The organism is Saccharothrix deserti (genome assembly GCF_009769385.1).
In the GTDB taxonomy this organism is placed as follows: Bacteria; Actinomycetota; Actinomycetes; order Mycobacteriales; family Pseudonocardiaceae; genus Actinosynnema; species Actinosynnema deserti.
Window position 1 is genome coordinate 1 of record NZ_VKAB01000061.1, and the last position, 25,062, is coordinate 25,062.

The following is a 25,062-nucleotide window of genomic DNA, read 5'->3' on the forward strand; positions in this document are numbered from 1 at the left end:
GGTCCCGACGGGCCTCCACGGCCATCCGGGTCGCCCGCTCACGCAGCTCGTCTGGGTACTTCTTCGGTGGGGCCATTAGTCCTCATCATCCAGGCTTGATGGTCTCCATCAAACCCGGTACGGAACAAGGTCGCCAGGGAGGGCGCCCGCACGGTGCCGGCCCGGGAGAACGGCGGCAACCAGGACACCAAGAACTTCACCCGCGGCTCCCGGGTCTTCTACCCGGTGCACGTCCCCGGTGGTCTGCTGTCCGGTGGCGACCTGCACTTCAGCCAGGGCGACGGCGAGATCACCTTCTGCGGCGCCATCGAGATGGGCGGGTTCGTCGACCTGCACGTCGACCTGATCAAGGACGACAACGAATGGCTGATCGGGCCCGGCATGGCGCTCGACCCGGCGACCTACTTCATCATCGTGCCGAACATGCTCGGCAACGGCCTGTCCACCTCGCCGGGCAACACGCCGCCTCCCTACGACCGCGCGCGCTTCCCCGACATCACCGTCTACGACCAGATCGTCGCCCAGCACCGCCTGGTGACCGAGAAGTTCGGCATCGAGAAGCTCGCCCTGGTGACCGGCTGGTCCATGGGCGCGGGGCAGACCTACCAGTGGGCGGTGAGCCACCCGGAGATGGTCGAGCGGATCGCTCCGTTCTGCGGCTCGTCGAAGACCAGCCTGCACAACAAGGTCTTCCTGGAGGGAGTGAAGGCCGCGCTGACCGCAGACTCCGTCTTCGCCGGCGGCTGGTACGGCGAGACCCTGCCGACCACCGGGTTGCGCGCGTCGGCGCGGGTCTACGCCGGTTGGGGCTTTTCCCAGGCGTTCTACTGGGAGAAGGAGTACGAGAAGCTGGGCTACACCTCCCTCGAAGACTTCCTCATCGGCTTCTGGGAAGGCTTCTTCCTCGACGGCCGCGACCCGAACAACCTGCTGAACATGTTGTGGACCTGGCAGAACGGCGATGTCGGCCGGACGCCCGGCTTCGACGGCGACACCGAAGCGGCACTGGCCTCCATCAGGGCGACGGCGCTGGTGATGCCCGCGGAGAAGGACCTCTACTTCCCGCCGGAGGACGAGGCGTGGGCGGTCAACCACATGTCCAACGCCGAACTGCGGGTGATCCCGGGAATCTGGGGCCACTTCGCGGGGCACGGCAGCAATCCCGAGGACACCGAGTTCATCGACCTGGGTCTGCGCGAGCTGCTGGCAAAGCCGGGCGGGCTGGCCTGACCGGCTCCTCCGACCGCGCGGCCGGTGAAGGCCGACCCGGCCCCGGCTTTCACCGGCTTTCACCGGCACCGTCACCGGCACCATCACCGGCACCAGCCATCCACATTGGAGCACCCATCATGCGCTTCCGCCTACCCCACGAGGTCAGCGCCTCGATAGTCGCCATGGCCACCGTCTTCCTCACCATGAGCCCACTCAACATGCCGACCTGGGCCATCTTCATCGCCTGGGCCGGCACCTTCCTGCTCGGCGACCCGAGCCGTGCCAACGCGGTCAAGATGATCACCGCCACCACCACCGGCGCGGTGTACGGCGTCGTCGCCATCCTGCTCGATCAGGCGATCGGCACGATGTTCGGCGCGGGGACGTTCGGCAAGACCCTGGCGCTCGGCGTGGTCATCTTCGTGATCAACGGCACCCTGCTGGCGACCGGACGCATCCCGTTCTTCGCCTGCATCCCCGGGATGTTCTTCGGCTTCGCCTCCCTGTTCGCCACCTACTTCGGCGGATTCGGCTTCGCCGTCGGCAACCTCGCCGCGGCCTTCGTCAGCGCCGCCGCGATGTGCGCACTCGGCCCGCTCTGCGCGTTCCTGGGCCTGCGACTGATGTTCGCACCGGCGGCCCCGGAGCCCGAGCGGGCCGAACCGGGAGTCAAGGCCGGAACCCCGGCCTAGTGTTGGCCGCGAGGACGCACCCGATGAAGCCGAACGTGCCCCATCGCCTGCAACGGCGGTTCGGCGGCGCCGCGGTCGTCGAAGACGCTGTCGACGGCCTTGGACCAGGATGGCCACTGACGCCACCACCGCGATGGCGAGCACTACCGGATTTCCCGCCGGCGCTCGACACGGTCTTTCAAGGACCGCGCCGGGTCCACCGTGTTCACGACGTCCGCCTCCGGCATCAGAACGGAAAACGCGCAGACTGGTCGGGCCGTGCTCGAACGATGATCGACTCGTCGTCGTCCGGGTCGTAGAACACGTCGACCGCGCCTCCGACCACCGGCGCCTGGAACGCCGGGGTGATCATGGTAGCCACCACGGTGCGCGGGCCGACGGTTCCCGGATAGGAGACGCGCACCCGGAACCGCGGGTTCCCCATCCCCCAGTCGTGGGTGAACTCGACGTGGTCGATCCGCCCCGTGACCCGCCAACCCCGGTGTTCGAGGTCGGCCGTGGCGTCCTCCCGCATCGCGGCCGTGCCTGCCGCGTGCAACAGCAGTGCACCGGCCACCACCGTGAGGACGCCGAACACAGCGGGCACGAGATACGGTTCGTAGTAGACGACCCAGTCCGCACCACTCCACGGTTCCTCCGGTTGACCGTCGGAGAACGGCAATCGCCGACCGACCGCCTCGGGTGCCGTCCAGGACGACGTCGCGAGGGCCGTGCCGATCGTCAGACCGAGGAACGCGGCGAAACCGCCGACGCCGAACCCGGTGCCGGGCCACCCGGAGACACTCCAGTCGGTCCACCTCATGGCGAACCCGAGCATGGACGCGATCGGAATGGAGACGCCGAAGATCATCATCAGCGATATCATCGAGGCGCCCTGGTCCCAGGCGCCGACCCGGTTGAGGGACATCAGCCGGAACCCGTCGAGGATGCCGAGCGCGCCGGACCACCCGACCACCGCCCAGCTCAGCGCGGTCGGCACGCTGAGCAGCCACACCTTGCGGCGTGTCTCGCGGTCCCGCCGCGGGTCGTCCGGCGGGCCCATGCCGGCCCACCACAGGTTCCCGTAGGGGAACATGAAACCTCCTCGTCCGGTGTCCTCGGACTGCCTGTGGATCAGTCGACGAGCCCGAACACCCCGACGTTGGCCGGGTCGGCGGGGTCGATCCTGGCTTCGTGCTTGGTGCCTGGGGTGTACTGCGAGAACGCCATGGTCGGCACCAGGTGCGTGATCGTGGTCTGGTAGGTCGTGCCGTCCGCGCGGGTGACGTCGATCGCCGAGGTGTACTGGAGCTGGCCGGCGACCGCCGTCCCGGTCGGCTCAAGGGTGCGGATGACGGCGGTGGCGGGTTCGCCGGACTCGTAGAGCCTGCGCAGGTTCTGGCCGTACGCGTTGACTTCGCGCTGCTGACGCAGCTGCTCCTCGCCGGGCAGCGCGAGGAACTCGGCCATCGCCGGGTCGTCGGTCATCGTCCCGAACCCGTGCGACACCATGCCGAGCGTCGGCAGCTGCGGCCGGATGTCGTGGCCCTGCGCGGCGGCTTCCCGTTGGAACTGCGCCGCGTGCCGCTGGAAGTCCTGCTCGCCCCGCGCCGTCGCCTGCTGCGTGGCGGTGTTGATCTTGTCGCGAATCTTCTTGAACACGGTGTCCTGCCTCCCGAGCCGCTGATGTGGTGATCACATCGTGCGGCGGGCGAGGGCCCTACCGATCCCAGGTTTGCCGGTTGCGGAAGCGGAACGTCCGGAATCGTGGTTAGCCTGCCGCGCATGACCGATGACACCTCACTCCGCGAACCGGGGGTCGGGATGCCGGACCCGATCACCGAGGGGCAGGTCCGGGTCGTCCCCGCCAACGAGGCGTCGTGGGACGACTTGCGGGACGTGTTCGGCACGTCCGAACCCGGGCAGTGCCGGTGCCAGCGGTTGAAGGTCGCCGGCTGGTTCTGGCGCGACACCACCCAGGAGGAGCGGAACGCGATGCTCCGCGAGCAGACCGGTTGCGACACCCCGGATGCCGAGGTCACCAGCGGTCTGGTGGCCTACGTCGACGGCGATCCGGCGGGCTGGGTCGCGGTGGAGCCGCGCACGGCGTACCCGAAGCTGCGCACGTCCCGCATCCCGTGGAAGGGACGCGACGAGGACAAGGACGACGGCACCACGTGGGCGGTGACCTGTTTCGTGGTCCGCAAGGGCTTCCGGGGCCGCGGTCTGACCTACCTGTTGGCCCGCGCGGCGGTCGACTTCGCCCGCGAACGCGCCGCCCGCGCGCTGGAGGCCTACCCGATGATCACCGAACCGGGCCGGGACGTGATCTGGGGCGAGATGCGCGTCGGCGCCCGCCAGGTGTTCGAGGAGGCCGGGTTCACCCAGATCAGCCACCCGACCCTGCGGCGAGTCGTCATGCGGATCGACTTCGAGCACTGACCGCGCTGTGCGGTTGTCGAGCTACGTCGACGCTTCGGGAGCGGCGGTCAGGCTGCGATAGGTGGCGAGGTCGGCGTGAGAGGCAAGGGTGTCCGGGTGGTCGGTGCCGAGGAGCCGTAGTCGGTCGTCGAGCAGTTGCTGCGCGACAGCGACGGCCGCGGCGGCGTCACCGGCGAGTGCGTGGCGGCGAGCGAGTTCGCGGCGAGCCCGGAGCGTGTTCTGGTGGTCGGGGCCGAACTGGCGGGCGACGTCGGACACCAGTCCTTCATAGGCTTCCGCGGCGCCGACGGCGTCGCCGGCCTCGCTGCGGGACAACACGACTTGAGTGCGAATACGCCAGATGTCGGGGTGGTCCGTACCGAGGACGCGCAGGCATGCGGCGAGCAGCTCGTCCGCGGCGGTCACCATCGGGTCGCCCGGCCCTCCCCGCAAGACGGCGAGGTACGCACAGGTGTGCCAGGCGCTGGGGTGGTACGGCCCGAGCACCCGCAGCATGTCGCCGAGCAGCACCTCGACTTCGGCGATGCCGTCCGGCGGTCCGTCCTCGGCACCCGAAACGATGAGGCTGAGACGGGTTTCCAGGGTATCGGGGTGGTCGGGGCCCAGTACCCGCAGACGATCGGCCAGCAGCGATTCGAGCGCGGCGGTGGCGCCGGCGGGGTCCCCGGCCAGCCCGGTGGTCAGGGCCAGTTCGCTGCGGGTGGTCAGGGTGAGCGGGTGGTCGGGTCCGAGCACGCGGACCCGGTCGGCGAACAACTGCGCGAACGCGGCGGCGGCACCGGTCGGGTCGCCTGCCGCGCTCCGCCACCGTGCCAGTTCGTGGCGGGTGCTGAGGGTGTCGGGGTGGTCCGCGCCGAGAACCCGTTCGGTGTCGACGAGCAACGCCTCGAACACCTCGACGGCGCCGGTGGCGTCGCCTGCCTCGCCTCGGTTCGCGGCGAGGTTGTGCCGCGTGGTGAGGGTGTCGGGGTGGTCGGCTCCCAGCACCGCCACGCGATCGGCGAGCAGCTGGTCGAGTTCGGCCGCGGCATCCGCCGGGTCGCCGACGAGGTCGAGCTGGCGCGCGAGGGTGTGCCGGGCGGTGAGGGTGTCGGGGTGGCGTGGACCGAGCACCCGCTGCCGATCGGCCACCAGCCGCCGCGCGATCGGCACGCTTTCCGGGTTGCCGCTCTCGCCCTGCCAGGTGGCCAGGCTCCCGAGGGCGCCCAGGGTGAAGCGGTGATCCGGGCCGAGCCGCTCGGCGGCGGTGGCGTGCAGCCGCGCGAAGTACGTGGCGGCGGCGGAGACCTGGCCGATGAAACCGAGGCTGTTACCGGCCACGGCGAGGACCGGGTGGAACTCGTCGGGGGTCCACAAGTGCTCACCGGCGCACCGGTCGATGGCGTCGGCGTTGGCGCGCAACGTCTGGCCGAGGTCCGGCTCACGGCCGCCGTCGGGCCAGAGGTCGACCAGGGCGTCGGCGGCAACCCAGGCCAGGTCGCCCAGGCGGCCGGGTGGCAGGTGGTCGCGCACGGCGCGCTGGACGACAGCGTGCACGCGTACCGTGCCCGAGTCGATGGTGGCCAGGCTGAACAGGTGCAGGCGGCGCAGCGCGGCGTGGGCGGTGTCCGCGTCGAGTTCTTCCCACTCCGCGTCGGTGTCGACCGTGCGGGCGTGGCCCAGCCAGGTGCGGGCGGCTTGAGTGGTGAACACGGCGGTCGGGATTCCGCCCGGGTCGAGCACGCCGGCCAGCTCCAGCACGGGCCCGGCCAGGCCGGTGGGACGTTCGGCGTCCGCGGCCTCGATCGACAGCGACCAGGTCACGGCCACGGTCTTGTGGTACTGGTCGGGCAGTGCGTCGGACGCCGGTACCAGATCCGCGAGGCGCTTGGTGCGATCGGCGAAACGCCGCCGGTAGTCGGCACAGGACACGTCCTGGTCGAGCATGTAGGCGGCTGCCTGCCCGAGGGCCAGGGGCAGTCGCCCGAGATCGGCGACGACCCCGGTGACGTCGTCGGCCAACCGCTCGTCGAGCGCGGCGTGCAGGTACGCGTGCGCTTCGGCCTCGGTGAAGACCCCGATCTCGACCCGCCGACCACCCAGCCCGGCGACCGCGGCGTCACGGCGGCGAGTGGTGATCACGGTACGTCCCGACGGTACTTCGGCGGGCGGGCGCAGCCCGGTCAGGTCGGCGGGGCTGGTCAGGTCGTCCAGCACGATCAACCAACGCCGCGGCGTCGTCTCCAACCACCCGAGGAACAGTTCGGCGGCCAACTCGGGGTCACCCGGGTCGGCGCCGGCGAACTCGACACCGGCTTCGGCGTACCGGGAGACGATCGCATCGCGCGAGGAGGCGGCGACCCACACCACCAGGTCGACGTCGCCGGACGCGATGCCGCGACGCGCGTACTCGGCCGCCAACTGCGTCTTGCCCACCCCGCCCAGGCCGGTGAGCACCCCCAACGTCTCCTCGATGGGCAGACCGATCGACGCACGGTCCTGGAAGCAGCCGGCCCGCGCCGGGATACGACGCACGAAACGCCTGCCCTCCACCGCACCCGTGACAGCTTGAGCAGCGGATGGAGCGGTCGAGTGCACGTGCAGATCGCCGTACAGAGCACCGAGCTGCACCACCGGACCGGTCGCGGTGCCGGACACGTCGTTCTCGACTCGCGTCCACCGGGCGCCGTCCGGAAGTCCGGACTCGCTCGGCCGCTCCGGCTCATGCATCGGGTCCACGCGGTCCACGCCTCAGGAAATCACACCGCCGACGCTGCCCGCGCGGATCTCAGGACAGCGTCATCGGAGAACTACGCATCGTCGCGACCAACGCGCGCGAGTCCGCACCCGGCAGCCCACAGGCCGCCGAAGTCCAGCGCCGCATCGACGGACTGGACCACGCCCCGAACCAGCAGTGGCGGATCCTGTAGAGCAGGCACGACGGCACATCCACGCCGCCCCTGGCGTACACGGCTGATCGGGTACGGGCGCTCACGCCGTTTCGGGCACCGAGTCCACACTCGTCGGCCGCCGGCCGGTACGGACGAACTCCGACACCGCCTCCAGCACGCGCTGCACCGGCAACTCCGCGTGCGGCGGCATCCCCTGGTCGATACCGCCCCACAGGAAGCACTCCGCCAGTCCGAGTTGCGCCCGTCGACGGGGACGAACTGCACCTGCCAGCCACGGGTACGCCGCTGATCAGTTCGGCCGCCGCGGCCATGCAGCTCAACCACGGCCTGATCTCCGGGCGCTAGGCGGACAGGTAGCCGCCGGTCGCGTCGAGGTCCTGGCCGACGACCGCGCTCGCGTCGGCGGAGGCGAGGAACATGATCACCCGCGCGATCTCGTCGGGACTCACGATCCGCCTGATCGGGTAGTCCTGCGCGATCTGCTCGTAGGTCATGCCGAACGCCTCCGCCGCGCGGCGCAGCATCGGGGTGTCGACCGCGCCGGGCGCGAGCGCGTTCACCCGGATGCCGTCGGCCGCGTACTCGAGCCCGGCGACCTTGGTGAGCGACGCGACCGCGTGCTTGCTCGCGTTGTACGGCGCGATCGTCGCGAACCCGACCTCGGCGGACACCGACGCGGTGTTCACGATCGCGCCGCCGCCCTGGGCGAGCATCCTCGGGATCTCGTACTTCATGCCGAGGAAGACGCCGGCGACGTTCGTGCGCCACACGGCGTCCAGGTCGGCGAGCGTCTGCTCGTGCAGTCGGACGGCACGCGGGCTCTCGATACCGGCGTTGTTGACGGCGACGTCGAGCCGGCCGTGACGGCGCACGCACGCCTCGACGAGGGCCCGGACCTCCGCCTCGTCGCGGACGTCGGCACGGCGGTAGGTCGCGTCGCCGCCCGAGGCGCGGATGCCGGCGGCGACCTGGTTGCCGAGTGCCTCCCGTCGGCCGCAGAAGAACACCTTCGCCCCCTCCGCGGCGAACGCGCGGGCCGTGGCCTCGCCGATGCCGGAAGTGCCACCGGTGATCAGGACGACCCTGCCGTCGAAACGCCTGTGTGGAACAGCAGCTGTTGCTGTGCCGGCAGCCAACGCGGTCGCGGCGACGGCGGCCGCGCCCGCGGTGAGCATGTCCCTGCGGGAGGGCATCGAAACTCCTTTCACTCGCCCCGGTCGTGGAGCGGGGCGAACGGGTGGGTGCGCCGGAAGTACGCGTCGGCGGCGTGTCGGTCGCCCGCGAAGTTGATCGCCTCGGCGCTGCCGGTCGCGAGCGCCGCTCCGACCACACCCAGACCCGCGCCCCGCAGCAGTGGGCTCCTACGGATGGGAGGTGTCATGGCACCAAGGCAACCGCTCGGACCTCACCGCCGGCCAATACCTGTGCCCATACGTTTCGGGCATGGACGGTTTCGACGGACGTTGACACCCGTGTGCTGCGGTACTTCGTCGCCGTCGCCGAGCGGTTGAGCTTCACCCGGGCGGCCAGGGACCTCTACGTCGCGCAGCCATCGCTGTCGCGGCAGATCCGGCGGCTGGAGACACGGCTCGGCGTGGACCTGTCCACCCGGCCCGAAGTCCGGCTCACCTCGGCCGGTGAGCAGTCGCCGCCAGCCGCGTCCCCAACCTCTCAGGTCAGTACAACCAGCCCTGCACCGGCCCCGGGCTGACCGTGGGCGGCGACCTCGACAAGCTCGCCTTCAACAACCAGCGCGTCGATCATTTGCAAGCCCTTGTCAGGGTGAACACGGCGCGCCGCGTCTGCTGCCCGTCGGCGGTGAGGTGCCCGTTCCCGGGTGGTCAACCAGCGCAGGAAGGCCGCTGCCTCCCTGCTTGAAGGCGTGGTCGTACGCCTCCGGTGTCAGGCCGGCACGGACCATCTCGGTGATGCGGTAGACGTCGCCGCGTTCGGCCGCGGGCAGCGGCGCGCGAACCGCGTCGCGGGCTGCGGCGGCTGCGCCGAGCAGTCGGGCGGCTTGCGCGTGGGCACCCCCGAGGGCTTCGGCGCCGGCGAGGCCCTCGAAGGCGAGGGCGAGCGCGCGCGGGTCGCCGGTGCGGCCGGCGTGATCGAGTCCTTCCCGGTGGAGTTTCCAGGCGGTGTCGGCGTCTCCGCGCTGTTCGGCGATGAAACCGAGTTCGGCCAGGATGAGCGCCACTCCGTGGTCGCCTTCCCATCGACGGCACCAGTCGAGCCAGGCGTACAGGTGGTTCTCGGCGTCTTCCAGCCTGCCTTGGCGACGGGCCACGAGCCCCAGGCCGACCTCGGCGAATTCCCGGCCACGCTGGTAGGCGTGCGCCACGGCCAGCCGCCTGGCGCGTTCGTGGAGGTCCTGGGCGCGGTCGAGGTCGCCGGTGAGCACGGCGGTGCGGCCGAGCCGCGCCAGCATCTTGGACACGTCGTTCCACAGTTCGAGGTCGCGGGCGAGCCGATGACCTTCCTGGCGCAGGCGTTCGGCGGCGCCGTAGTCGCCGGTCACCTCGGCCAGGTCCCCGAGGACGTAGGTGGCGTGCAGCCGGCCCCATCCGTCGCCGAGTTCCTGGAAGCGTGCGTTCGCAAGCCTTGCATCGGCGCGTGCCTGGTCCTGCTTGCCCTGGTAGAAGAGGACTTCGGCGCGGGCCGACAGCGCCGCGGCGGCGCCCCAGTGGTCCCCCATGGCGTCGAAGTCGGCGTGCGCCCGGTCGGCGAGGTCGAGGGTCACGGCGGGATCGCCGAACCCGGTCCGGCCCAACGCGATGAACCACCGCGCGCGGGCCCGTCCGGCGGGGTCGTCGATGGTGTCGTACAGCTTCAACACCGCCTGGCTGTCGCTCTCGCACGTGTCGAGCAGGAGCAGCGACATGCCCGCCCGCCAAGCCCTGGCGGCCGCCTCCCGCTCGGGAGTGCCGCCGACCGACAACGCGAGGTCGAGCGAGCGCCGGGCCTCGGCGAACCGGCCGCGCAGGAACCAGAACCACGCCAGGGCGTTGACCAGCCGCAGCGCGGTGTCGGCGACGTCACGGCGCACGGCGTGCGCGAGGGCGGCGCGCACGTTGGCGGCCTCGACCTCCAGCCGTTCCAGCCACAGTCGCTGCTCGCGGCCCCGGAGCCGGGCGTCGGCACGCTCGGCGAAGTCGACGTAGTAGGCGAGATGGCGGTCGCGGGTGCGCCGGTCTTCCTCGTCGTCGGCCTCGGCCAGCCGCTCCGCGCAATAGGCCGCGACCGACTCCAGCAGTCGGTACCGGCCATTCCGCTGAACGACCAGGGACCGGTCGACCAGCCGTCCGAGCAGGTCGAGGACGTCTTCACGGCGCACCCGCCCGTCGGCGCACACCGCCTCGGCGGCCTCCAACCCGCAGCCGTCGGCGCACGCGGCCAAACGGCGCAGCACGATCTGTTCCAGCTCGCTGAGCAGGCCCCAGCTCCAGTCGATGGTCGCGCGCAGCGTGCGCTGTCGGGTCGGGGCGGCGCGCAGCGTCGCGGTGAGCACCCGGAAGCGGTCGTCGAGCCGGGCGGCGAGGTCGGCCACGGACATGACGCGCACCCGGGCGGCGGCCATCTCCAGCGCGAGCGGGATGCCGTCCAGGCGACGGCAGATCGTGGCGACGGCCTCCGCATTGCCCGGCTGGAGGCGGAAGTCGGGAGCGGCGGCGGTGGCGCGGGCGACGAAGAGCCGCACCGCGTTCGACTGCTCCGGTCCGTCCGCGTCCGGTCCGGGCAGGTCCAAGGGCGCGACGGGCCACAGGCGTTCACCGACCACCGCGAGCGGCTCCTGGCTGGTGGCCAGGACCCGCAGTGCGGGCGCGGCACGCAGCAGCCGTGCGGTCAGCTCGGCGGCCGGCTCGACGACGTGCTCGCAGTTGTCCAGCACGAGCAGCATGTCCCGGCCCGCGACGGCGTCGGCGAGCCGGCCGGACACGGGGCGCACGGGAGCCCGCAGGTCGTCCCGCAGACCGAGCACCGCCGCGACGGCCTCGTGCACCTCGGCGGCGGTCCGTGCCGTGGCGAGCTCCACCAGCCAGACGCCATCCGGGTGTTCGTCGGCACGGCGCGCGGCCACTTCCAGCGCGAGCCGCGTCTTGCCGACGCCGCCGGCCCCGGTCAGCGTCACCAGCCGCTCGGACGCCAGCAGCGCGTCGATCCGCCGCACGTCCCCGGTGCGGCCGATCAAGTCCGTCAACGGCGCGGGCAGGTTGTCGCGCGGCCGGGTCTCGGGTGCGGCGGGGGCGAGGGCGGCGTCCTGCCGCAGAATCGCCTCGTGCAGCTCGGCCAGTTCGCGGCCGGGATCGAGGCCGAGGTCGTCGCGCAGCCGATCGCGCAACTCGCCGAGACTCGCCAGCGCCTCGTCCTGGCGGCCCGCGAGGTACAGGGCACGGGCGTGCGCGGACCGCAACCGCTCGCGCAGCGGATGCGCCGCGACGAGTTCGCCCAGCTCACCTGCCAGCACGGTGTGCTCACCGAGTTCGAGCCGCGCCTCGGCGAGCTCTTCGAGCGCGGCCAGTCGCCGCTCTTCGAGCCGCCGGGCTTCGGCGCGCACGAACTCCTCGGCGGCGTGGTCGGCGAACGCCGCTGTGCCGCGCCACAACCCCGTGGCCTCGCCGAGCAGTCGGGCCTTGGCGCGCGGGTCGCCGGTGACTGCCCGCGCGCGGCGCAGCAGCGCTTCGAAGCGTGCGGCGTCGACCGCGTCGTCGTCCACTCGCAGCAGGTAACCCGGCGGCCGGGACTCGATCAGGTCGCGGCCTCCGGGCTCGGCGTCCTCCAGGGTGCGCCGCAGCAACGAGATCTTGGACCGCAGCGTGCGGACGTCGTTCGCCGGGGGCGCGTCGCCCCACAGCGCTTCGATGAGCCGGTCCACCGAGACGGCCCGGCCCCGGTGCACCAGCAGTGCGGTCAGGAGGGTGCGGACCCTGGTCTCGCGCACCCGGACGGGGTGCCCGTGCGACGTCCACACCTCCAGGGGGCCCAGCACTCCGAAACGCACCGCGCCACGTTACCCACTACCTCGCCGCAACCTTTCCGGAGATCGACCGGAACACCCCTGACGCACAGTCGTGCCATGACCAACACACCGAACGCCGATCTCGGCAACGAACCCGTCACCGTCATCGGCCTGGGCCTGATGGGCACGGCACTCGCTGCGGCCTTCCTCGATGCGGGCCACCCGACAACGGTGTGGAACCGCACGCCCGCCAAGGCGGTCGAGCTGGTCGCCCAAGGGGCCGTGCTCGCGCCGTCCACGGCCGACGCCCTCCGGGCGAGTTCCCTGGTCGTCGTCTGCCTCAGCGACGCGGCCTCGGTACGCGAGGCGCTCGCTCCGCACCGGGCCGAGCTCGTCGGCCGGACCCTCGTCAACCTGACCTCCGGGACCTCCGACGAGGCCCGCGAGCTGTCGACGTGGACCGGCGACTACCTGGACGGCGCCATCATGGCGATCCCCGGGGTGATCGGCCGCCCGGAGGCGTTCTTGCTGTTCAGCGGATCACCAGAGGCGTTCGGGAAGCACCGCGACAGCCTCGATCGACTCGGTAGCGCGACCTTCTTCGGCGAGGACCCGGGTCTCGCGTCCCTGTACGACGTGGCCCTGCTCGGCGTCATGTGGGGCACGCTCAACGCGTTCCTGCACGGAGCGGCGCTGCTGGGTACGGCCAAGGTCGACGCGACCGCCTTCGCGCCGTTCGCCAACCAGTGGGTCGGCAGCGTGACCGGGTTCATCAGCGCGTACGCCGATCAGATCGACCGCGGCGCATACCCCGCCGAGGACGCCACCTTGGAGACCCATCTGGGCACCATGAAGTACCTGGTGCGGGAAAGCGCGGCCGCCGGCATCGATACCGACTGGCCCGCCCGCATCCAGGCCCTGACCGAGCGCGCCATCGACGGGGGCCACGCCGGAACGAGCTACGCCAGCCTCATCGAGGTCTTCCGAGGCCAGGCATAGCCGACAGCCGCCAGGCGGGAACCGGAAATCCGAACGGGCCGACGACCTGGTGCCAGCGGGTTTCCGACGTGTCGCCTGCACCTCGCGGAGGTGCAGGCGCACCGCGTCACACGGGACCGGATTCCCGTCCGGTGTGGGTATGTGGCCCCTGCGAATCCGGGGCGGGTGGCCTGCATGGAGCCGACGGTGATGATCCGTCCGCCGTTCCCGAGGATCCGGGCGGCGGCCCGGATGGCCGTGGTGACGCCACCGACGTTGACGGCGAGTTGGCGGCCGAAGGCAGCGAGGTCACCGTCGACGTCGTCGACCCTGCCGCCGACGTAGGTCGCGGCGTTGTTCACCAGCGTTGCTCGCCGCTGGCGACGACCTCGGCCACGCCCGGCTGAGCACAACCCGCGCGGACGTCGTTGTGCGCACCGGCCGCCCCACCGACGCCGTGCCCCTGCTGACGAACGCGCTGCCGGTCGCCACCCGATCGGGTTCCCCCCTCCACATAGCCGACGTGCAGGCGGCCCTCGGCCGCTGCGCCCAAGCCACGGGCGATCCCGACCGGGCGGTCGAGTGGTTCACCGCCGCCCAGACGAACTACCTCGCCGCCCACTACAGCGACCGCGCCGACGCCATGAGCGTGGCAATCGCCTACTGCGCAACCACAGCCGACCCCAGGCCGGGATCACGAGACCGGCACCGCCGAGCAACCGGCATGCCTACTTCAGCGCACCCAGCGCAGCAGCGTGAAGAAGGTGCAGTCCGGCACCGCCCTGCCGCGTCACCAGTCGCGGAACCGCGCCCTGGTCGACCCGCGTCACGACCCGGCTCCGGCAGTGACACGGCGAGGCCGGAAATCCCCGACATCCGGAATCACCGCGCTCCTGCCGGGATCAGGGCGGCACCGTGATCACTACCCGGTGACACGGGCCCGGTCGACCACCGACGGCGTGATCATGGTGCCGCCCGCACGCACCCTCAACACGAGGCCGGGGTCGTGTCCCATGCCGGGTAACGGCTGTTGGCTGATGTCGCGGGCAGGACCAGGCTGAGCGGCGAACTGTCAGGGACGTTGCTGGAGCTGCGGCGTCCTCGGGCGCGACATGACCCGCGCCGGTGCTGTCCCCGCTGGCTGACCCGGCCCCTGATCCCCTGAGGCAGCGGAGCACCCGACAGAACAGCAAGCCGGACACCCCGCGCGCCCGGATTCAGGAAGCAGGCTCCGACTCCGACGAGGGACGCCGGGGAAGATCACTCCAGCAGTCGTGGATCACCGGTGCCAGCGGTCGAGGATCGCAGCCACGAGATCGGCGAGGCTTGCGGTGTGGTAGTCGAATGAGTCGGTGGCGAGAGGCGGGTCTCCGACAGGCCGTTGGACATAGGCCGTGCGCAGTCCCAGTGCTTGTGCGCCCCGGAGGTCCCATGCGTGAGCGGCGACCATGAGAACGCGCTCGGGTGCACCGCCGCCGGCGATTTCGACGGCGAGCCGGTAGGCGTCGGGGGCAGGTTTGTAGCTCTGAGCGTCCTCCGCCGAGAGCAGGTAGTGCCATCGCAGTCCGGCCTGGGCGTTGAGGTGGGTCAGCGTTGCCCGGCTCGCGTTGGACAGGCCTGCGAGAGGGAAGTGTCGCGCGAGTCGTTCGAGGGCTTCGATGGTGTCGGGCCAGGGATCGAGCCGCCGTTCGGCGGTGGCGAGCCTGTCGACGGCGGCAGCGTCGGTTACCCCGCACTTGGCCGCCCACGGTCGACATTCCGACTTTCAGCGTGTGGAGCCCAGGAACCTCACGAGCGAGCCCGACCCAGCGCCTCCGGCAGGCTATAACCAGTGATCATCCAGCCAGCCCAACCGGTACCTACATACAAGTCGGAAGCTCACGGTGGGGCTCACCCGGTTCGCCGAGCACTTCCAGGCCGACACGCCCGTGGACGATCCGAGGTGGGGCACACGGTTCGGCGGCTGGTCACGGTGATGGAGCTGTTCACCGGCAACGATCCCTCGCTTCGGGAGCTGATGGCCGGGTTCTTCCGGGAACACGGGGCCGGAGTGCTGAAGGACATGATGACGTCCGACGTCGGCGACGGTTGTGGGACCACGTCGGCCGGGCCGTGCGCGCAGGAGTAAAAGACTCTTGACATGGTGTCCGCAGCGCTTTACATTCGGCGATGTCAAAGTTGTTTTACATTGGGAGTGGGCGTGACCCGAGGAGAAGCACGCGTGGATCATGGCGCTGGTCACTGCCTGCGCGTACGTGACCTACCTCGTCATCATCCTGGGGCCGCTGGCCGAGATGCCGTATGTGGCGGCTCTGCTGTGGACCGTGGGTGTGGCGATCGCCGTGACGATCGTGCTCAGCACCGCCGCCGAACTCACCACGCCGAAGGACTCCCGGGAGAAAGGACGAGCGGGACCGGGAGATCGAGCGGTTCGGTGAGTACATCGGCCAGTCGTTCACCGCCATCGGCGGGGTGTCGACGCTGGTCATGGCGATGGCCGAGGTCGACCACTTCTGGATCGCCAACGCGATCCACCTCGCGTTCGCGATATCCGGTCTGCTCGCTTCCGTGGCCAAGATCTTCGCCTACCGTCGGGGATTTCAGTCGTGGTGAAGTCGACCAAGGTCACGAACTCGATCCGGGCGCTGCGGTTCGCCAACGGCGAGATGCCCCAGGCGGAGCTAGCGGCACGGATCGGTGTGACCAGGCAAACCATCATCGCCATCGAGCAGGGGCGTTATTCGCCGTCGCTGGAGATGGCATTCCGGATCGCGCGGGTCTTCAAGGTTCCGCTCGATGACGTTTTCCAGTACCCGGATGGGGAGAAATCATGAAAGCGATCGTGTACGACAGATATGGCCCGGCCGACGTGTTACGGCTCGCCGACATGGACAGGCCGGAGCCCGGCGACGACGAGGTGCTCGTGCGGGTCCACGCGGCCGGGGTGGACTACGGGGTGTGGCACCTCATGACCGGGCTGCCGCTCCCGGTCCGCGCGGCCTTCGGCTTGCGCGCACCTAGGAACCCCGTGCTGGGGCGGGATGTCGCAGGGACGGTCGAGGCGCTCGGCGCCAACGTGACGAAGTTCCGGGTCGGCGACGAGGTGTTCGGCACTTGCGGCGGCTCGTTCGCCGAGTACGCGTGCGTGCCGGCGGCGAGATGCGTGCCGAAGCCGGCGAACCTGACGCTCGAACAGGCGGCCGCCGTCCCGGTCTCGGGCCTCACCGCGCTGCACAGCCTGCGCGACGCCGTCCGGACCGGCGACAAGGTCCTGGTCATCGGCGCGGGTGGCGGGGTGGGCACGTTCGCGGTGCAGCTCGCGAAGGCGTACGGCGCCTCGGTGACCGGCGTGTGCAGCACCGGCAAGGTCGACCTGGTCCGCTCGATCGGCGCGGACGACGTCGTCGACTACACCCAGACCGACTTCGCCGACGGGACGCGGCACTGGGACCTGATCGTCGACACCGGCGGGATGCGGCGACTGTCCCACCTGCGCCGCGCCCTCGCCCCGAGGGGCCGGCTGATCCTCGTCGGCGGCGAGGGCGGCGGCCGGTGGCTCGGCGGGATGGACCGCGGGCTCCGGGCGATCCTGCTGTCCCCCTTCGTGAGCCAGCGCCTGGGCGGCGTGATCTCCGTGGAGCGCGGCGAGGACATCGAGGAACTGCGCACGCTGATCGAGGCCGGCAAGCTCGCCCCGGTCGTCGACCGCACGTTCCCGCTCGCCGACGCCGCCCAGGCCATCCGCTACCTGGAGGAAGGCCGCGCCCGGGGCAAGGTCGTCATCACCATCTAAGAACACTCGTTCGAATTGCACCTCAGGTTGTCTGCAGTTGTGGACAACTCAACCGGCGAGCACGACGACCTCCGCACGCGTGCCGAACAGGCTGACCGGCCGACGATCCAGGATCCGCAACCCAGCCAACAGCCCGGTCCGCGTCCCGGCCGGTAGGAGCAGCACCGCACGACCGCCGGGCCGCAGCACCTGGCGCAGTTCCCGCCAGAGCCGGTGGGCCGTCGGGCGAGGACCCCGGCCGGCGGCCCACCGCGTCGGAGCCGTAGTCGGTGACCACAGTGGACAGTGCCGGAGCGGTTATGTGAGCTGTCAAGCTGTCTCAATGGCCTGGTGCACGGCCTGGTCGAGCAGTGGTGTGTTGTGTTCGGTGAGCAGACTGGCCGATCGGGCCAGAGTTTCCAGGGAGCTGCCGGGGCGCGGACGGGTCGATCACTTGGGTGGTGAGCCCCAGCCGAGGGACGCCGAGCGCGAGTGTGTCTCGCAAGCCTGCCCTGACCAGGCTGCTGACATCCCCGGTCGGCCGAGGTGGTGTCCCGGTGTGCGCCGTGTCGCCTTGCGCCGCGAACAGGTAGACGAGCATCCGGGTGTCGGCGCGGAGTTCGCGGATCACGGGCAGCCGGCGCCGGCCGGATCGACTCGTGGCCTTTGCCCGCGCTGCAGCTTCTGGCTACCGGTCAACCCGCCAGCCGCACGGGCGCGGCGGCGTAGCTGAACTTCGGTGAACGTCCGGTCCGCACACCGATGATCGCCGGGTGCGCTGGCTTCCACGATCGCACGACCCGGGCCGGAGTGGACCGCCGGAAGCGGACTACGTACACGGCCGCTATATCGTCGGGTCCAGCAACACCTCGTGCTTGGTACAGCGAGGGTTCTCCACCCGCGACGACCTGCGGCGCGTCGGCGAGCGCGGGAAGGGGCACCGCTTGACGGGTGGCCGTGAGTGTCCTCATCAGACCGTCCGGGTTGTTCTGCACCGGTGCCGTGGGGATGTCCGCGCTGGTCGTGCGGTCGCTGGCCATGTGACTCGCCTACCGCGCGGCCGGGCGCACCGGGTCGGTGGTCGGTGTCGTGCTCGCCAGGAGTCCACTGGTCGACTCCGGTTCGCTGTGGTTCGCCCTGGTACCGCTGCTGTTCTCGCCAGGGCTCGGTGACGCGTGCTTCCGGCCCGGCTCGTGGGTGGCTCCCGGCCCGCGTCTAGCTAGCCATCCGCCGCTCCGTGGCCACCAGGTACTCCCGCAGTGTCTGGCGGGACTCGACGAGCGTGTCGATCTGCTCGTCCAGTCCCGCGATGCGCGCCCGTAGCAGGTCCAGGGTCTCCGGGCAGGGCTTCAGGTCGGGGGCCGGGCCGGTGACGCACGGTTGGAGGTATCCGATCTCCTGGGTCGACAACCCGGCGTCGAGCAGTTTCCTGATCTGGGCCACGGTCAGCACGGCGTCGTCGCCGTACTCGCGGTAGCCGTTGCCGCCGCGGTCGGGCACCAGCAGGCCCTGCGCCTCGTAGTACCGCAGTTGGTGCGGGTTCGCCCCGGTCCGCCGACTCAGCTCCCCGATCAGCACGCGAATCCCCCTTGACCTTCATACCGGTGTGAACGTTGACGATTGTGCCACCGATCAGAGAAGGAGCACATGATGCACACCGGCACACCCGTCACGGTTCTGGGCCTCGGACTGATGGGCGGCGCCCTCGCCGGGGCGTTCCTGCGCGCGGGACACCCGATGACCGTGTGGAACCGCACGGCGGCCAAGGCCGACGACCTCGTGGCCCGGGGCGCGACGCTCGCCGAGTCTCCAGCGGCCGCGATCGCGGCCGCCCCGCTCGTGGTGGTCTGCGTGTCGGACTACGACGCCGTGGCGGACGTCCTCGACGGACCGCTCGACGGTCGGGTCGTGGTGAACCTGACCTCGGGCACGCCCTCGCGCGCCAGAGCGCTCGCCGAGGAGGTGGCGCGCCGCGGCGGCGGCTACCTCGACGGCGGGATCATGGCCGTCCCGGAGGCCGTCGGCACGGCCGACGCCGTGCTCGCCTACAGCGGGCCGCGACCGCTGTACGACGCCCACGAGTCCACGCTGGACAGCCTCGGCACGGGCCTCCACCTCGGCGATGACCCCGGACTGTCGGCCACGCACGAGATGGCCACGCTCGTCCTCATGTGGGGCATGCTCGACGGTTTCCTCAACGGAGCCGCGATCCTCGGCACGGCCGGTGTCTCCGCCACGGCGTACCTCCCCATCGCACGGATGGCAATCGACACGGTGGCCGGCTGGCTGCCGGGCTACGCGCGGCAAGCCGACGACGGCATCTACCCGGCCGACGACGGCACTGTCGACACCCACCTGGCGGCGATGGCGCACGTGGTCGAGGAGAGCGAGTCGCTCGGCGTCAACGCCGAGCTGCCGAGGCTCGTCAAAGTACTGGCCGAGCGAGCGGCGACCGCCGGTCACGGCGCCAGCGGGTACGTGGCGCTGGTGGAGCAGTTCCGCAAGCCATGAGTCGCGCGGTGGCGGCAGGGCCCCGCACCTAAAGATCTTTTGGTAATAGGGCGATTCGCTGCGAGCAGTTCGGCTTGCCCGGTAGGACAATCGCGGTCCACTGAGCCGGTAGCCGAGGAAAGGGGCGCGGTGGGTGCGAAGCTATTCCGAGCGTGAAGCGCCGCGTGCGGCGGTCACGAAGTCGCGCATGAGGTTGTGGTCCTTGACGCCGCGGGCGGACTCGATGCCGCTGGACACGTCCACGCCCCACGGTCGTGCTTCCGTGACGGACGCGGCGACGTTGTCGACGCTGAGGCCGCCGGCGAGCAGCCACCGACCCCGAGGTCGGGCGGACGTGAGCACGCCGAGGTCCCAGCGTTCGCCGGAGCCCGCCACGGGTGAGTCGAGCAGCAGCATCCGTTCGCCGTAGGCGCCGACTCGCACATCGGTGTCCGGGGTCAGCGTGACGGCACGCACCAGCGGAATACCGGACGTCGACAAGTCGTCGAACGCCGCCTTCGGGTAGCCGCCGTGCAGCTGGACGGCCCCGATACCGGACTCCACCGCGAGCCTGCGGACCTCCGCCGGGGACACCTGGCGGAACACCCCGATGGCGAGGACGTGCGGCGGCACTTCGCGCACGAGTCGTCGTGCGGTGTCGAGGTCGACCTGTCGCACGCTCTCGCTGAAGACGAATCCGACGGCATCCGCTCCCGCGTCCACGGCGGCGGTGACGTCGGCTTCGGTGCGCAGTCCGCACAACTTCACATACACCGCGCGACGTTAGCACCACAAGTCAGCGGTCACCTCGTGGCGGGGTTCGTCGTCCCGGAAATGCCTCCGGCGAGTCGAGCTCCGGATCGACTACCGAACAAGTATTCGCAACACGTTAACTACACTTTCAACGACTACCACAAAGAGACCGGACACATTTGTCATGCGTGTGACAAACGGGGTCGAGGAATACAGTGCACTCACGTTCACCAGGCGCGTGACCGTAATTATCCGCGACCCGCCGGACACGCGGGCGAACCGCTCAGCGGCCTGCCTCGTCGGGATGCTCGGCGTCCCACCGCTGCCGGGCCGCGGCCATGGTGTCCTGGTGGTCGCGCGACCAGTCGGCGAGGCCGGAGATCGTCTTCGCGAGGCTGTCGCCGACGTCGGTGAGCCGGTACTCCACCTGTGGCGGGATGGTCGCGTAGACCGTCCGCTCGACCAGGCCGTCGCGGCACAGCCGACGCGTGGTCACGGTGAGCATCCGTTGCGAGATACCGGGAATCGCCCGCTGCAACTCGCGGTAACGGCGAACGCCCTTGACCAACTCCACGACGACCAGCACGGTCCACTTGTCGCCGAGGCGATCGAGGACCTCACGGATACCGCAGTTGTCCTCGCCACACGGACCGACCGGCTCGGCACCGCTGACCTGCGGGGTTACCGCGGTGTGCGCGACAGACACGGTAGTGCCTCCTTACGGTCTCGGCCCGGGATCACGATCCTACGGTCACCAAACCGAACCGCAGTGAGGGGTATTCCATGATGCTGGTGACCGGTGCGTCCGGCGCGCTCGGAGGTCTGATCCTCGACCGGCTCGGCGCCGTCGCCGACCTGGGCGTGGTGGCGGGCACGCGTGCGGCCACGGGCGCCGCCCGTCGGATCGACTTCGACGACCCGACCACGCTCGTCGGTGGTTTCACCGGCGTGCGGGTGCTGGTGTTCGTCTCCGCCGGCTACGCCGAGGACGACGTGGTGCTGGCCCGGCACGGTGCGGTGGTCGACGCGGCCGCCACGGCGGGAGTCCGGCATGTGATCTACACCAGCCTGGCCGGTTCGGGCGATCAGCTGAGCATCGCGCTGGCGCACCGGTGGACCGAAGCCCGTCTGGCCGAGGCCCCGTTCGACGTCACCGTGCTGCGCAACGGGCTGTACGCGGAGATCCCGGCGGGACTGGCGATGAGTTCCGCCGAATCCGCGGCCACCACCGGCGTGTTCACCGCGCCCCTCGGCCACGGCCGGGTATCGGTCGTGGCCAGGGAAGACCTCGCCGACGTCGCGGCCCGCGTAGCGGTGGAGACACAGGCCGATCTCGCCGCCGGACAGCGCAGCCGCCACGCCGGGCGCACGTACGAACTGGCGGGCGCGACCGCCATCGGCGGGGAGGACATCGCCGGGGTGCTCGCCGAGGTTCTCGGGCGCCCGGTGACGTACCAGCCGGTGTCGCTGGCCCAGGCCCGGGAAGCACTGGCCGGCGGCGGGCTCGAGCCGTACCAGGTGTCGCACACGCTCTCGATGTTCGCCAACACCGGCGCGGGCCTGTTGGAGTCCCCCGGCGACGACCTGGCCGCACTGCTGCCGACCCCGCCACGACCGGCGCTGGAGTTGATCTGCGACGCGCTGAAGGCCGTGGTCCCCCTCCCGGCGGCCTGACGGAGCTTGGCGTGCCGCTGGCCTGTTCCCGCTGCCGGCTGCGGCGAAGTCCGCCGGGGGCGCTTGGGCTGCTCGCTGCGCCGCACCCGGCGTGGGCGACGGACTATGCCGCATAGCGCGCACGAGCGGGGGGACACGCGGCGCAGGGGGCGGGTAAGCCCACGTCGTTATGTCCCTTGAGGCCGGGCGTGTGAGTTGGTCACTGCGAGGTGGCTCCGCCGTCGATCGGCAGCCCGCGCCGGTTGCGCAACGGCCTCCCCGATGCCGGAGGTTCCCTTGGTCACCAGGAATCACCTTGCCCGCCAAGCGCTCAGCCATACCGATCTTCCTACCAGCCGTCGCGTGAACGTCCTCTTCTGCCGCGAACCGGGCGTTGCGGAGCGACCTCTTCTGCCGGCGCGGACGTTCTGCTGTCAGGCTGGGAAAGCCGTATACGAGGTCACATGCGCTCACGCGGTATGCCGAACTGACGGGCGAGGTGCCAGCAGAGCACGTAGAGCGCGAGCGCCAGCCCGGTGCCTTGAACGCCGCCGACCAAACAACCGGCGTACCCAGTCGTAGGCACTGACCTGGCTCACCGGATCGGCGAGCGCGATACCCGCACCGGCGGCCGCGGCGACCGCGATCCCGCCGAGAACCCATCTGCGCATTCCCCTCGGCGGGGCTCGCCAGTGTTCCCCGTTGCCGTGTGGGGCGCGGCGATACCAGCGCAAAACGACGATACCGAGTAGCAGCAGGCCACCGAGCGAGGACGCATAGCCGATCACGTTGTACAGGCGGTGGGGACCGACGACCGACAGCCGCAGCATCGGCCAATGCCGCACCGCGGCACCGTCGGTGTGGGTGACAGCGTCCCAGGCGAGGTGGGTTGCGGCACCCACGATCAACGAGCCGACCGCGATGATGCGCGCCCGCCAGGTGTGCAACCGGGCGACGAGATCCGGCGGGGTGACGCGGGCGCGCCACCCTTCAGAGGACAGGGCCAGAAGCGGCTCCAGAACCAGAACCCCGATGAGCAACAGCAGAATGCACCGCGGCCGGATGGGCGAACGTGAACGGCACGCCGACGACTCCCGTTCCTCGAAGGTGCACGGCCGCAACGCTCGACCATGGACGGACACCTTCGGCCCGATCGCCGGATCCTAGTACTCCGGCCGTGGATCGTGATCTCCCCGGCATGGCGGTCCCGGACGCACGAGCCCACCGCGTGGACCGTCCCACCAGTTGAGCTCCGCTTTGACTTGGGTGAATCTATCCGCGAGCAGCGTTCGGTGGATCCCACACCGCGGCGATACTCGGACGCTAACGGGTGTCGACGTCGCCGACCGGGCCGAGCCGGCTGTCCACTGGTGTTGCCGGGCGGGTGGTGGGTGTGGGGCCATCAGGGTGGTGGGTCTGTTTCCGAGTTGGCTGATCGTGCAACCGAGGAGGTCGTGGATGCGTCTGCATCCGGGTGAGGTCCAGGCCACGGGTTGGCGGGTCGAGAAGCTGTCCGATGTCGTGCGGCGACTGCGCGAGGCAGCACCCGACGTCACCGGACGTCCCCTTCTCATCGCGATCGACGGGCGCGGCGGCGCCGGGAAGTCCACCCTCGTCGAACGGTTGCGAATGATCGTCCCCGCGTCCGGGGTCGTGCACACCGACGACGTCGCCTGGAACCACGCGTGCTTCGACTGGGGAGACCTGATGGTCGAGAACGTCCTGCGGCCCCTGCACCGGGGCGAGGCGGTGGAGTTCCGACCGTCGGCCTGGATCGGGCACCACCGACCCGGCGCGATCCGCGTCCCGGCCGGGGCGGACGTCGTGTGGGTCGAGGGCACCGGGGTCATCCGCGAGGAGTTCGCCCAGTGGATCGACGCCTCGATCTGGATGCAGGGCGACTTGGACGAGCAGGAACGCCGACTGGTGGCACGCGACGGTGACTCCGTCGCCCAGCAACGGCACATCGCCGAGTGGCTGGCCGAGGAACTGCCGTTCATGCTCCGCGAACAGCCGTGGCGGAAGGCGACGATCGTCGTGGCCGGCACGACCGAACTCCACCACGACCCCGATACCGAGATCGTCATCGCCCCTCCGGCAGTTCCTTGAGCTCCTGGGCACCCTGCGCCGCAGCTCTCGCACACGAGCGGCGCGTGGTGGTGCACGTGGGATGCACGGATCATGATCGCAAGCGTTGACCCAGGACGGAGTGCGAAGCTCGGCGGGTTCGACCCCGCCCCTGGCCACTGCACCACCGTTATGATCATGGTCGCCGGAATGGCTGTCCTGCTGACCGCAGGGCGCCGGATGGAGAGACCGGGGGAAGCCTGTCGTGACCACCGCACTGATCATCGGCGACATCCAGCAGGGCATCACGAGCAACTACCCGTTCGCCAGGCAAGTCGTGCCGCCGCTCACCGGACTGCTCCCCCGCGCCCGCGCGGCCGGTGCCCTCGTCGTGTTCGTGCACTTCGCCCTCCGGGCCAACGGGGCCGACTTGCCACCGGGCAACGCACTGTTCAGGACGTTCCACGAAGCCGGGGACACCTTCCACGAGGGATCGGCCGGAACCGAGATCGCCCTGCCGGTCGCCGACGAGGACGTCGTCGTGGTGAAACGCCGCGCCAGCGCGTTCGCCGGCACAGATCTCGACCTCGTGCTCCGCGCGGCCGGCGTCAGCACTCTCGCGATCGCCGGAGTCGCGACCAGCGCAATGGTGGCTGCGACGTGCTACGACGCGGCAGACCGTGACTACCGGGTGACCGTGCTGCGTGACGGTTGCGCCGACGGCGATGCGGCAATGCACGACTTCTTCATGGACACCGTCTTCCCCAGCCGGGGATTCGAGGTCGTGCCCTGCGCCGGTTGGCATGGAGAACGACGCTGACCCACGGCGTGCAGCGCAACGGGGACAGCTCCGCGACCGGAGAGCCGGATGCTCGGAAACGGGCCAAGTCCGGTTCGGGAGGGGGCGTTGGAAAGGACCTGCTCACGCAGGCACCTCGCCAACGTCCTACCTCGCACCCCTTGGAACAGACCGAAAAGGTGAGCAGCCGCTGAGCACGGTGGCAGTCAGGACGATCCATCACCGAATCGACGGCAGCGAGACCGCCGGCGAGTCGAGCCGCACCGCCCCGGTGTGGAACCCCGCGACCGGCGAGCGCCAGGCCGACATGCTGCTGGCCGAGGCCGCCGAGATGGGCTTGACGTCGTCCACGCGAGCGGCGTGTGGTTCGGGTTTCT

General features: G+C 70.5%; 28 protein-coding genes and 2 pseudogenes. 15 read left to right on the top strand and 15 right to left on the bottom strand.

The features are described 5' to 3' along the window. Window positions 1–126: 126 nt before the first annotated feature. Window positions 127–1,230: pseudogene (locus FM051_RS46205) on the top strand (alpha/beta fold hydrolase); the annotation flags it as partial. Window positions 1,231–1,349: 119 nt separating this feature from the next. Next, on the top strand, window positions 1,350–1,904 hold the full coding sequence (locus FM051_RS46210; protein WP_274383893.1) for a DUF1097 domain-containing protein: 555 nt from the start codon (window positions 1,350–1,352) through the stop codon (window positions 1,902–1,904). Between the two features lie 226 nt (window positions 1,905–2,130). Here the strand turns inward: FM051_RS46210 and FM051_RS46215 are convergent, their stop codons facing one another. Both FM051_RS46215 and FM051_RS46220 read right to left on the bottom strand, forming a co-directional pair. Beyond that, a complete protein-coding gene (locus FM051_RS46215) occupies window positions 2,131–2,979 on the bottom strand; it encodes a DUF3592 domain-containing protein (protein ID WP_238413155.1) in 849 nt (282 codons plus the stop codon). Window positions 2,980–3,017: 38 nt separating this feature from the next. Further along, complete coding sequence (locus FM051_RS46220) at window positions 3,018–3,545, bottom strand: hypothetical protein (protein WP_158853644.1); 528 nt, start codon at window positions 3,543–3,545, stop codon at window positions 3,018–3,020. A gap of 123 nt (window positions 3,546–3,668) precedes the next feature. On the opposite strand from FM051_RS46220, the gene FM051_RS46225 reads away from it, so the two are divergent. Further along, window positions 3,669–4,325, top strand: coding sequence for a GNAT family N-acetyltransferase (locus FM051_RS46225; protein ID WP_238413156.1), 657 nt, complete (start codon window positions 3,669–3,671; stop codon window positions 4,323–4,325). A gap of 21 nt (window positions 4,326–4,346) precedes the next feature. Here the strand turns inward: FM051_RS46225 and FM051_RS46230 are convergent, their stop codons facing one another. From FM051_RS46230 to FM051_RS46245, 4 genes are all read right to left on the bottom strand, one after another. Beyond that, on the bottom strand, window positions 4,347–7,034 hold the full coding sequence (locus tag FM051_RS46230; RefSeq protein ID WP_238413159.1) for a tetratricopeptide repeat protein: 2,688 nt from the start codon (window positions 7,032–7,034) through the stop codon (window positions 4,347–4,349). 261 nt (window positions 7,035–7,295) lie between these two features. Next, window positions 7,296–7,487, bottom strand: a complete 192-nt coding sequence (locus tag FM051_RS46235) for an Imm1 family immunity protein (RefSeq protein ID WP_338019540.1) — start codon at window positions 7,485–7,487, stop codon at window positions 7,296–7,298. A 70-nt stretch (window positions 7,488–7,557) separates the two neighbouring features. Beyond that, window positions 7,558–8,409: an SDR family NAD(P)-dependent oxidoreductase gene (locus FM051_RS46240; RefSeq protein WP_158853650.1), complete on the bottom strand. Its 852-nt coding sequence runs from the start codon at window positions 8,407–8,409 to the stop codon at window positions 7,558–7,560. 11 nt (window positions 8,410–8,420) lie between these two features. Beyond that, window positions 8,421–8,597, bottom strand: coding sequence for a hypothetical protein (locus FM051_RS46245; RefSeq protein ID WP_158853652.1), 177 nt, complete (start codon window positions 8,595–8,597; stop codon window positions 8,421–8,423). 93 nt (window positions 8,598–8,690) lie between these two features. On the opposite strand from FM051_RS46245, the gene FM051_RS52665 reads away from it, so the two are divergent. Further along, window positions 8,691–8,927, top strand: coding sequence for a helix-turn-helix domain-containing protein (locus FM051_RS52665; RefSeq protein ID WP_158853654.1), 237 nt, complete (start codon window positions 8,691–8,693; stop codon window positions 8,925–8,927). Between the two features lie 66 nt (window positions 8,928–8,993). Here the strand turns inward: FM051_RS52665 and FM051_RS46255 are convergent, their stop codons facing one another. Continuing rightward, on the bottom strand, window positions 8,994–12,215 hold the full coding sequence (locus tag FM051_RS46255; RefSeq protein WP_202919421.1) for an AfsR/SARP family transcriptional regulator: 3,222 nt from the start codon (window positions 12,213–12,215) through the stop codon (window positions 8,994–8,996). A 75-nt stretch (window positions 12,216–12,290) separates the two neighbouring features. Between FM051_RS46255 and FM051_RS46260 the strand changes: the two genes are divergently transcribed. Continuing rightward, a complete protein-coding gene (locus FM051_RS46260) occupies window positions 12,291–13,172 on the top strand; it encodes an NAD(P)-dependent oxidoreductase (protein ID WP_158853656.1) in 882 nt (293 codons plus the stop codon). On the opposite strand, the gene FM051_RS46265 is transcribed toward FM051_RS46260, so the two are convergent. Further along, window positions 13,133–13,513 (bottom strand): Rossmann-fold NAD(P)-binding domain-containing protein, encoded by a 381-nt coding sequence (locus FM051_RS46265; protein ID WP_238413157.1) that lies wholly within the window; start codon window positions 13,511–13,513, stop codon window positions 13,133–13,135. The genes FM051_RS46260 and FM051_RS46265 overlap by 40 nt on opposite strands. Before the next feature lie 5 nt (window positions 13,514–13,518). Here FM051_RS46265 and FM051_RS54305 point away from each other — a divergent pair, with 5 nt between their 5' ends. Further along, the gene (locus FM051_RS54305) at window positions 13,519–14,070 is read left to right on the top strand and encodes a tetratricopeptide repeat protein (RefSeq protein WP_158853658.1); all 552 of its coding nucleotides are present in this window, start codon (window positions 13,519–13,521) and stop codon (window positions 14,068–14,070) included. Between the two features lie 360 nt (window positions 14,071–14,430). On the opposite strand, the pseudogene FM051_RS46275 reads toward FM051_RS54305, so the two are convergent. Next, window positions 14,431–14,868, bottom strand: a pseudogene (locus FM051_RS46275) (haloacid dehalogenase type II); the annotation flags it as partial. A 225-nt stretch (window positions 14,869–15,093) separates the two neighbouring features. On the opposite strand from FM051_RS46275, the gene FM051_RS46280 reads away from it, so the two are divergent. The 5 genes from FM051_RS46280 (at window position 15,094) to FM051_RS46295 (ending at window position 16,944) form a co-directional block, all read left to right on the top strand. Further along, on the top strand, window positions 15,094–15,279 hold the full coding sequence (locus FM051_RS46280; RefSeq protein WP_158853660.1) for a hypothetical protein: 186 nt from the start codon (window positions 15,094–15,096) through the stop codon (window positions 15,277–15,279). A gap of 100 nt (window positions 15,280–15,379) precedes the next feature. After that, window positions 15,380–15,589: a hypothetical protein gene (locus FM051_RS53805; RefSeq protein ID WP_338019538.1), complete on the top strand. Its 210-nt coding sequence runs from the start codon at window positions 15,380–15,382 to the stop codon at window positions 15,587–15,589. Between the two features lie 34 nt (window positions 15,590–15,623). After that, complete coding sequence (locus tag FM051_RS53810; protein ID WP_338019539.1) at window positions 15,624–15,764, top strand: hypothetical protein; 141 nt, start codon at window positions 15,624–15,626, stop codon at window positions 15,762–15,764. Beyond that, the gene (locus FM051_RS46290) at window positions 15,758–15,985 is read left to right on the top strand and encodes a helix-turn-helix transcriptional regulator (RefSeq protein ID WP_158853662.1); all 228 of its coding nucleotides are present in this window, start codon (window positions 15,758–15,760) and stop codon (window positions 15,983–15,985) included. The genes FM051_RS53810 and FM051_RS46290 overlap by 7 nt, the downstream gene beginning before the upstream one ends. Beyond that, window positions 15,982–16,944, top strand: a complete 963-nt coding sequence (locus tag FM051_RS46295) for an NAD(P)-dependent alcohol dehydrogenase (RefSeq protein ID WP_158853664.1) — start codon at window positions 15,982–15,984, stop codon at window positions 16,942–16,944. Before FM051_RS46290 ends, FM051_RS46295 begins: the two co-directional genes overlap by 4 nt. Before the next feature lie 674 nt (window positions 16,945–17,618). On the opposite strand, the gene FM051_RS46300 is transcribed toward FM051_RS46295, so the two are convergent. Both FM051_RS46300 and FM051_RS46305 read right to left on the bottom strand, forming a co-directional pair. Next, window positions 17,619–17,963 (bottom strand): hypothetical protein, encoded by a 345-nt coding sequence (locus FM051_RS46300; protein WP_158853666.1) that lies wholly within the window; start codon window positions 17,961–17,963, stop codon window positions 17,619–17,621. A 175-nt stretch (window positions 17,964–18,138) separates the two neighbouring features. Beyond that, window positions 18,139–18,501 (bottom strand): MerR family transcriptional regulator, encoded by a 363-nt coding sequence (locus FM051_RS46305; RefSeq protein ID WP_158853668.1) that lies wholly within the window; start codon window positions 18,499–18,501, stop codon window positions 18,139–18,141. A 69-nt stretch (window positions 18,502–18,570) separates the two neighbouring features. On the opposite strand from FM051_RS46305, the gene FM051_RS46310 reads away from it, so the two are divergent. Continuing rightward, window positions 18,571–19,434 carry an NAD(P)-dependent oxidoreductase gene (locus tag FM051_RS46310; protein ID WP_158853670.1) on the top strand — a complete coding sequence of 288 codons (864 nt, stop codon included), beginning with the start codon at window positions 18,571–18,573 and terminating at the stop codon, window positions 19,432–19,434. Between the two features lie 141 nt (window positions 19,435–19,575). Here FM051_RS46310 and FM051_RS46315 read toward each other — a convergent pair whose 3' ends face one another. Then, complete coding sequence (locus FM051_RS46315; RefSeq protein WP_158853674.1) at window positions 19,576–20,187, bottom strand: phosphoribosylanthranilate isomerase; 612 nt, start codon at window positions 20,185–20,187, stop codon at window positions 19,576–19,578. A gap of 262 nt (window positions 20,188–20,449) precedes the next feature. Beyond that, complete coding sequence (locus tag FM051_RS46320) at window positions 20,450–20,872, bottom strand: winged helix-turn-helix transcriptional regulator (RefSeq protein ID WP_158853676.1); 423 nt, start codon at window positions 20,870–20,872, stop codon at window positions 20,450–20,452. A 77-nt stretch (window positions 20,873–20,949) separates the two neighbouring features. On the opposite strand from FM051_RS46320, the gene FM051_RS46325 reads away from it, so the two are divergent. Beyond that, complete coding sequence (locus FM051_RS46325; protein WP_158853678.1) at window positions 20,950–21,840, top strand: Rossmann-fold NAD(P)-binding domain-containing protein; 891 nt, start codon at window positions 20,950–20,952, stop codon at window positions 21,838–21,840. A gap of 449 nt (window positions 21,841–22,289) precedes the next feature. On the opposite strand, the gene FM051_RS46330 is transcribed toward FM051_RS46325, so the two are convergent. Further along, on the bottom strand, window positions 22,290–22,961 hold the full coding sequence (locus tag FM051_RS46330) for a DUF4184 family protein (protein ID WP_274383894.1): 672 nt from the start codon (window positions 22,959–22,961) through the stop codon (window positions 22,290–22,292). 316 nt (window positions 22,962–23,277) lie between these two features. Between FM051_RS46330 and FM051_RS46335 the strand changes: the two genes are divergently transcribed. Both FM051_RS46335 and FM051_RS46340 read left to right on the top strand, forming a co-directional pair. Beyond that, a complete protein-coding gene (locus FM051_RS46335) occupies window positions 23,278–23,928 on the top strand; it encodes a uridine kinase family protein (RefSeq protein WP_158853682.1) in 651 nt (216 codons plus the stop codon). A 223-nt stretch (window positions 23,929–24,151) separates the two neighbouring features. Further along, window positions 24,152–24,706, top strand: coding sequence for a cysteine hydrolase family protein (locus FM051_RS46340; protein WP_158853684.1), 555 nt, complete (start codon window positions 24,152–24,154; stop codon window positions 24,704–24,706). A gap of 198 nt (window positions 24,707–24,904) precedes the next feature. Here FM051_RS46340 and FM051_RS53505 read toward each other — a convergent pair whose 3' ends face one another. Further along, window positions 24,905–25,036: a hypothetical protein gene (locus FM051_RS53505; protein WP_274383895.1), complete on the bottom strand. Its 132-nt coding sequence runs from the start codon at window positions 25,034–25,036 to the stop codon at window positions 24,905–24,907. Window positions 25,037–25,062 lie beyond the last annotated feature (26 nt).

Excerpts from the sequence above, each read along its gene's own strand:
- FM051_RS46210 (WP_274383893.1), top strand. The coding sequence starts at position 1,350 with ATGCGCTTCCGCCTACCCCACGAGGTCAGCGCCTCGATAGTCGCCATG.
- FM051_RS46215 (WP_238413155.1), bottom strand. The coding sequence starts at position 2,979 with ATGTTCCCCTACGGGAACCTGTGGTGGGCCGGCATGGGCCCGCCGGAC.
- FM051_RS46225 (WP_238413156.1), top strand. The coding sequence starts at position 3,669 with ATGACCGATGACACCTCACTCCGCGAACCGGGGGTCGGGATGCCGGAC.
- FM051_RS46230 (WP_238413159.1), bottom strand. The coding sequence starts at position 7,034 with ATGCATGAGCCGGAGCGGCCGAGCGAGTCCGGACTTCCGGACGGCGCC.
- FM051_RS46240 (WP_158853650.1), bottom strand. The coding sequence starts at position 8,409 with ATGCCCTCCCGCAGGGACATGCTCACCGCGGGCGCGGCCGCCGTCGCC.
- FM051_RS46245 (WP_158853652.1), bottom strand. The coding sequence starts at position 8,597 with ATGACACCTCCCATCCGTAGGAGCCCACTGCTGCGGGGCGCGGGTCTG.
- FM051_RS46260 (WP_158853656.1), top strand. The coding sequence starts at position 12,291 with ATGACCAACACACCGAACGCCGATCTCGGCAACGAACCCGTCACCGTC.
- FM051_RS53805 (WP_338019538.1), top strand. The coding sequence starts at position 15,380 with ATGGCGCTGGTCACTGCCTGCGCGTACGTGACCTACCTCGTCATCATC.
- FM051_RS46295 (WP_158853664.1), top strand. The coding sequence starts at position 15,982 with ATGAAAGCGATCGTGTACGACAGATATGGCCCGGCCGACGTGTTACGG.
- FM051_RS46300 (WP_158853666.1), bottom strand. The coding sequence starts at position 17,963 with ATGGCCAGCGACCGCACGACCAGCGCGGACATCCCCACGGCACCGGTG.
- FM051_RS46310 (WP_158853670.1), top strand. The coding sequence starts at position 18,571 with ATGATGCACACCGGCACACCCGTCACGGTTCTGGGCCTCGGACTGATG.
- FM051_RS46325 (WP_158853678.1), top strand. The coding sequence starts at position 20,950 with ATGATGCTGGTGACCGGTGCGTCCGGCGCGCTCGGAGGTCTGATCCTC.
- FM051_RS46335 (WP_158853682.1), top strand. The coding sequence starts at position 23,278 with ATGCGTCTGCATCCGGGTGAGGTCCAGGCCACGGGTTGGCGGGTCGAG.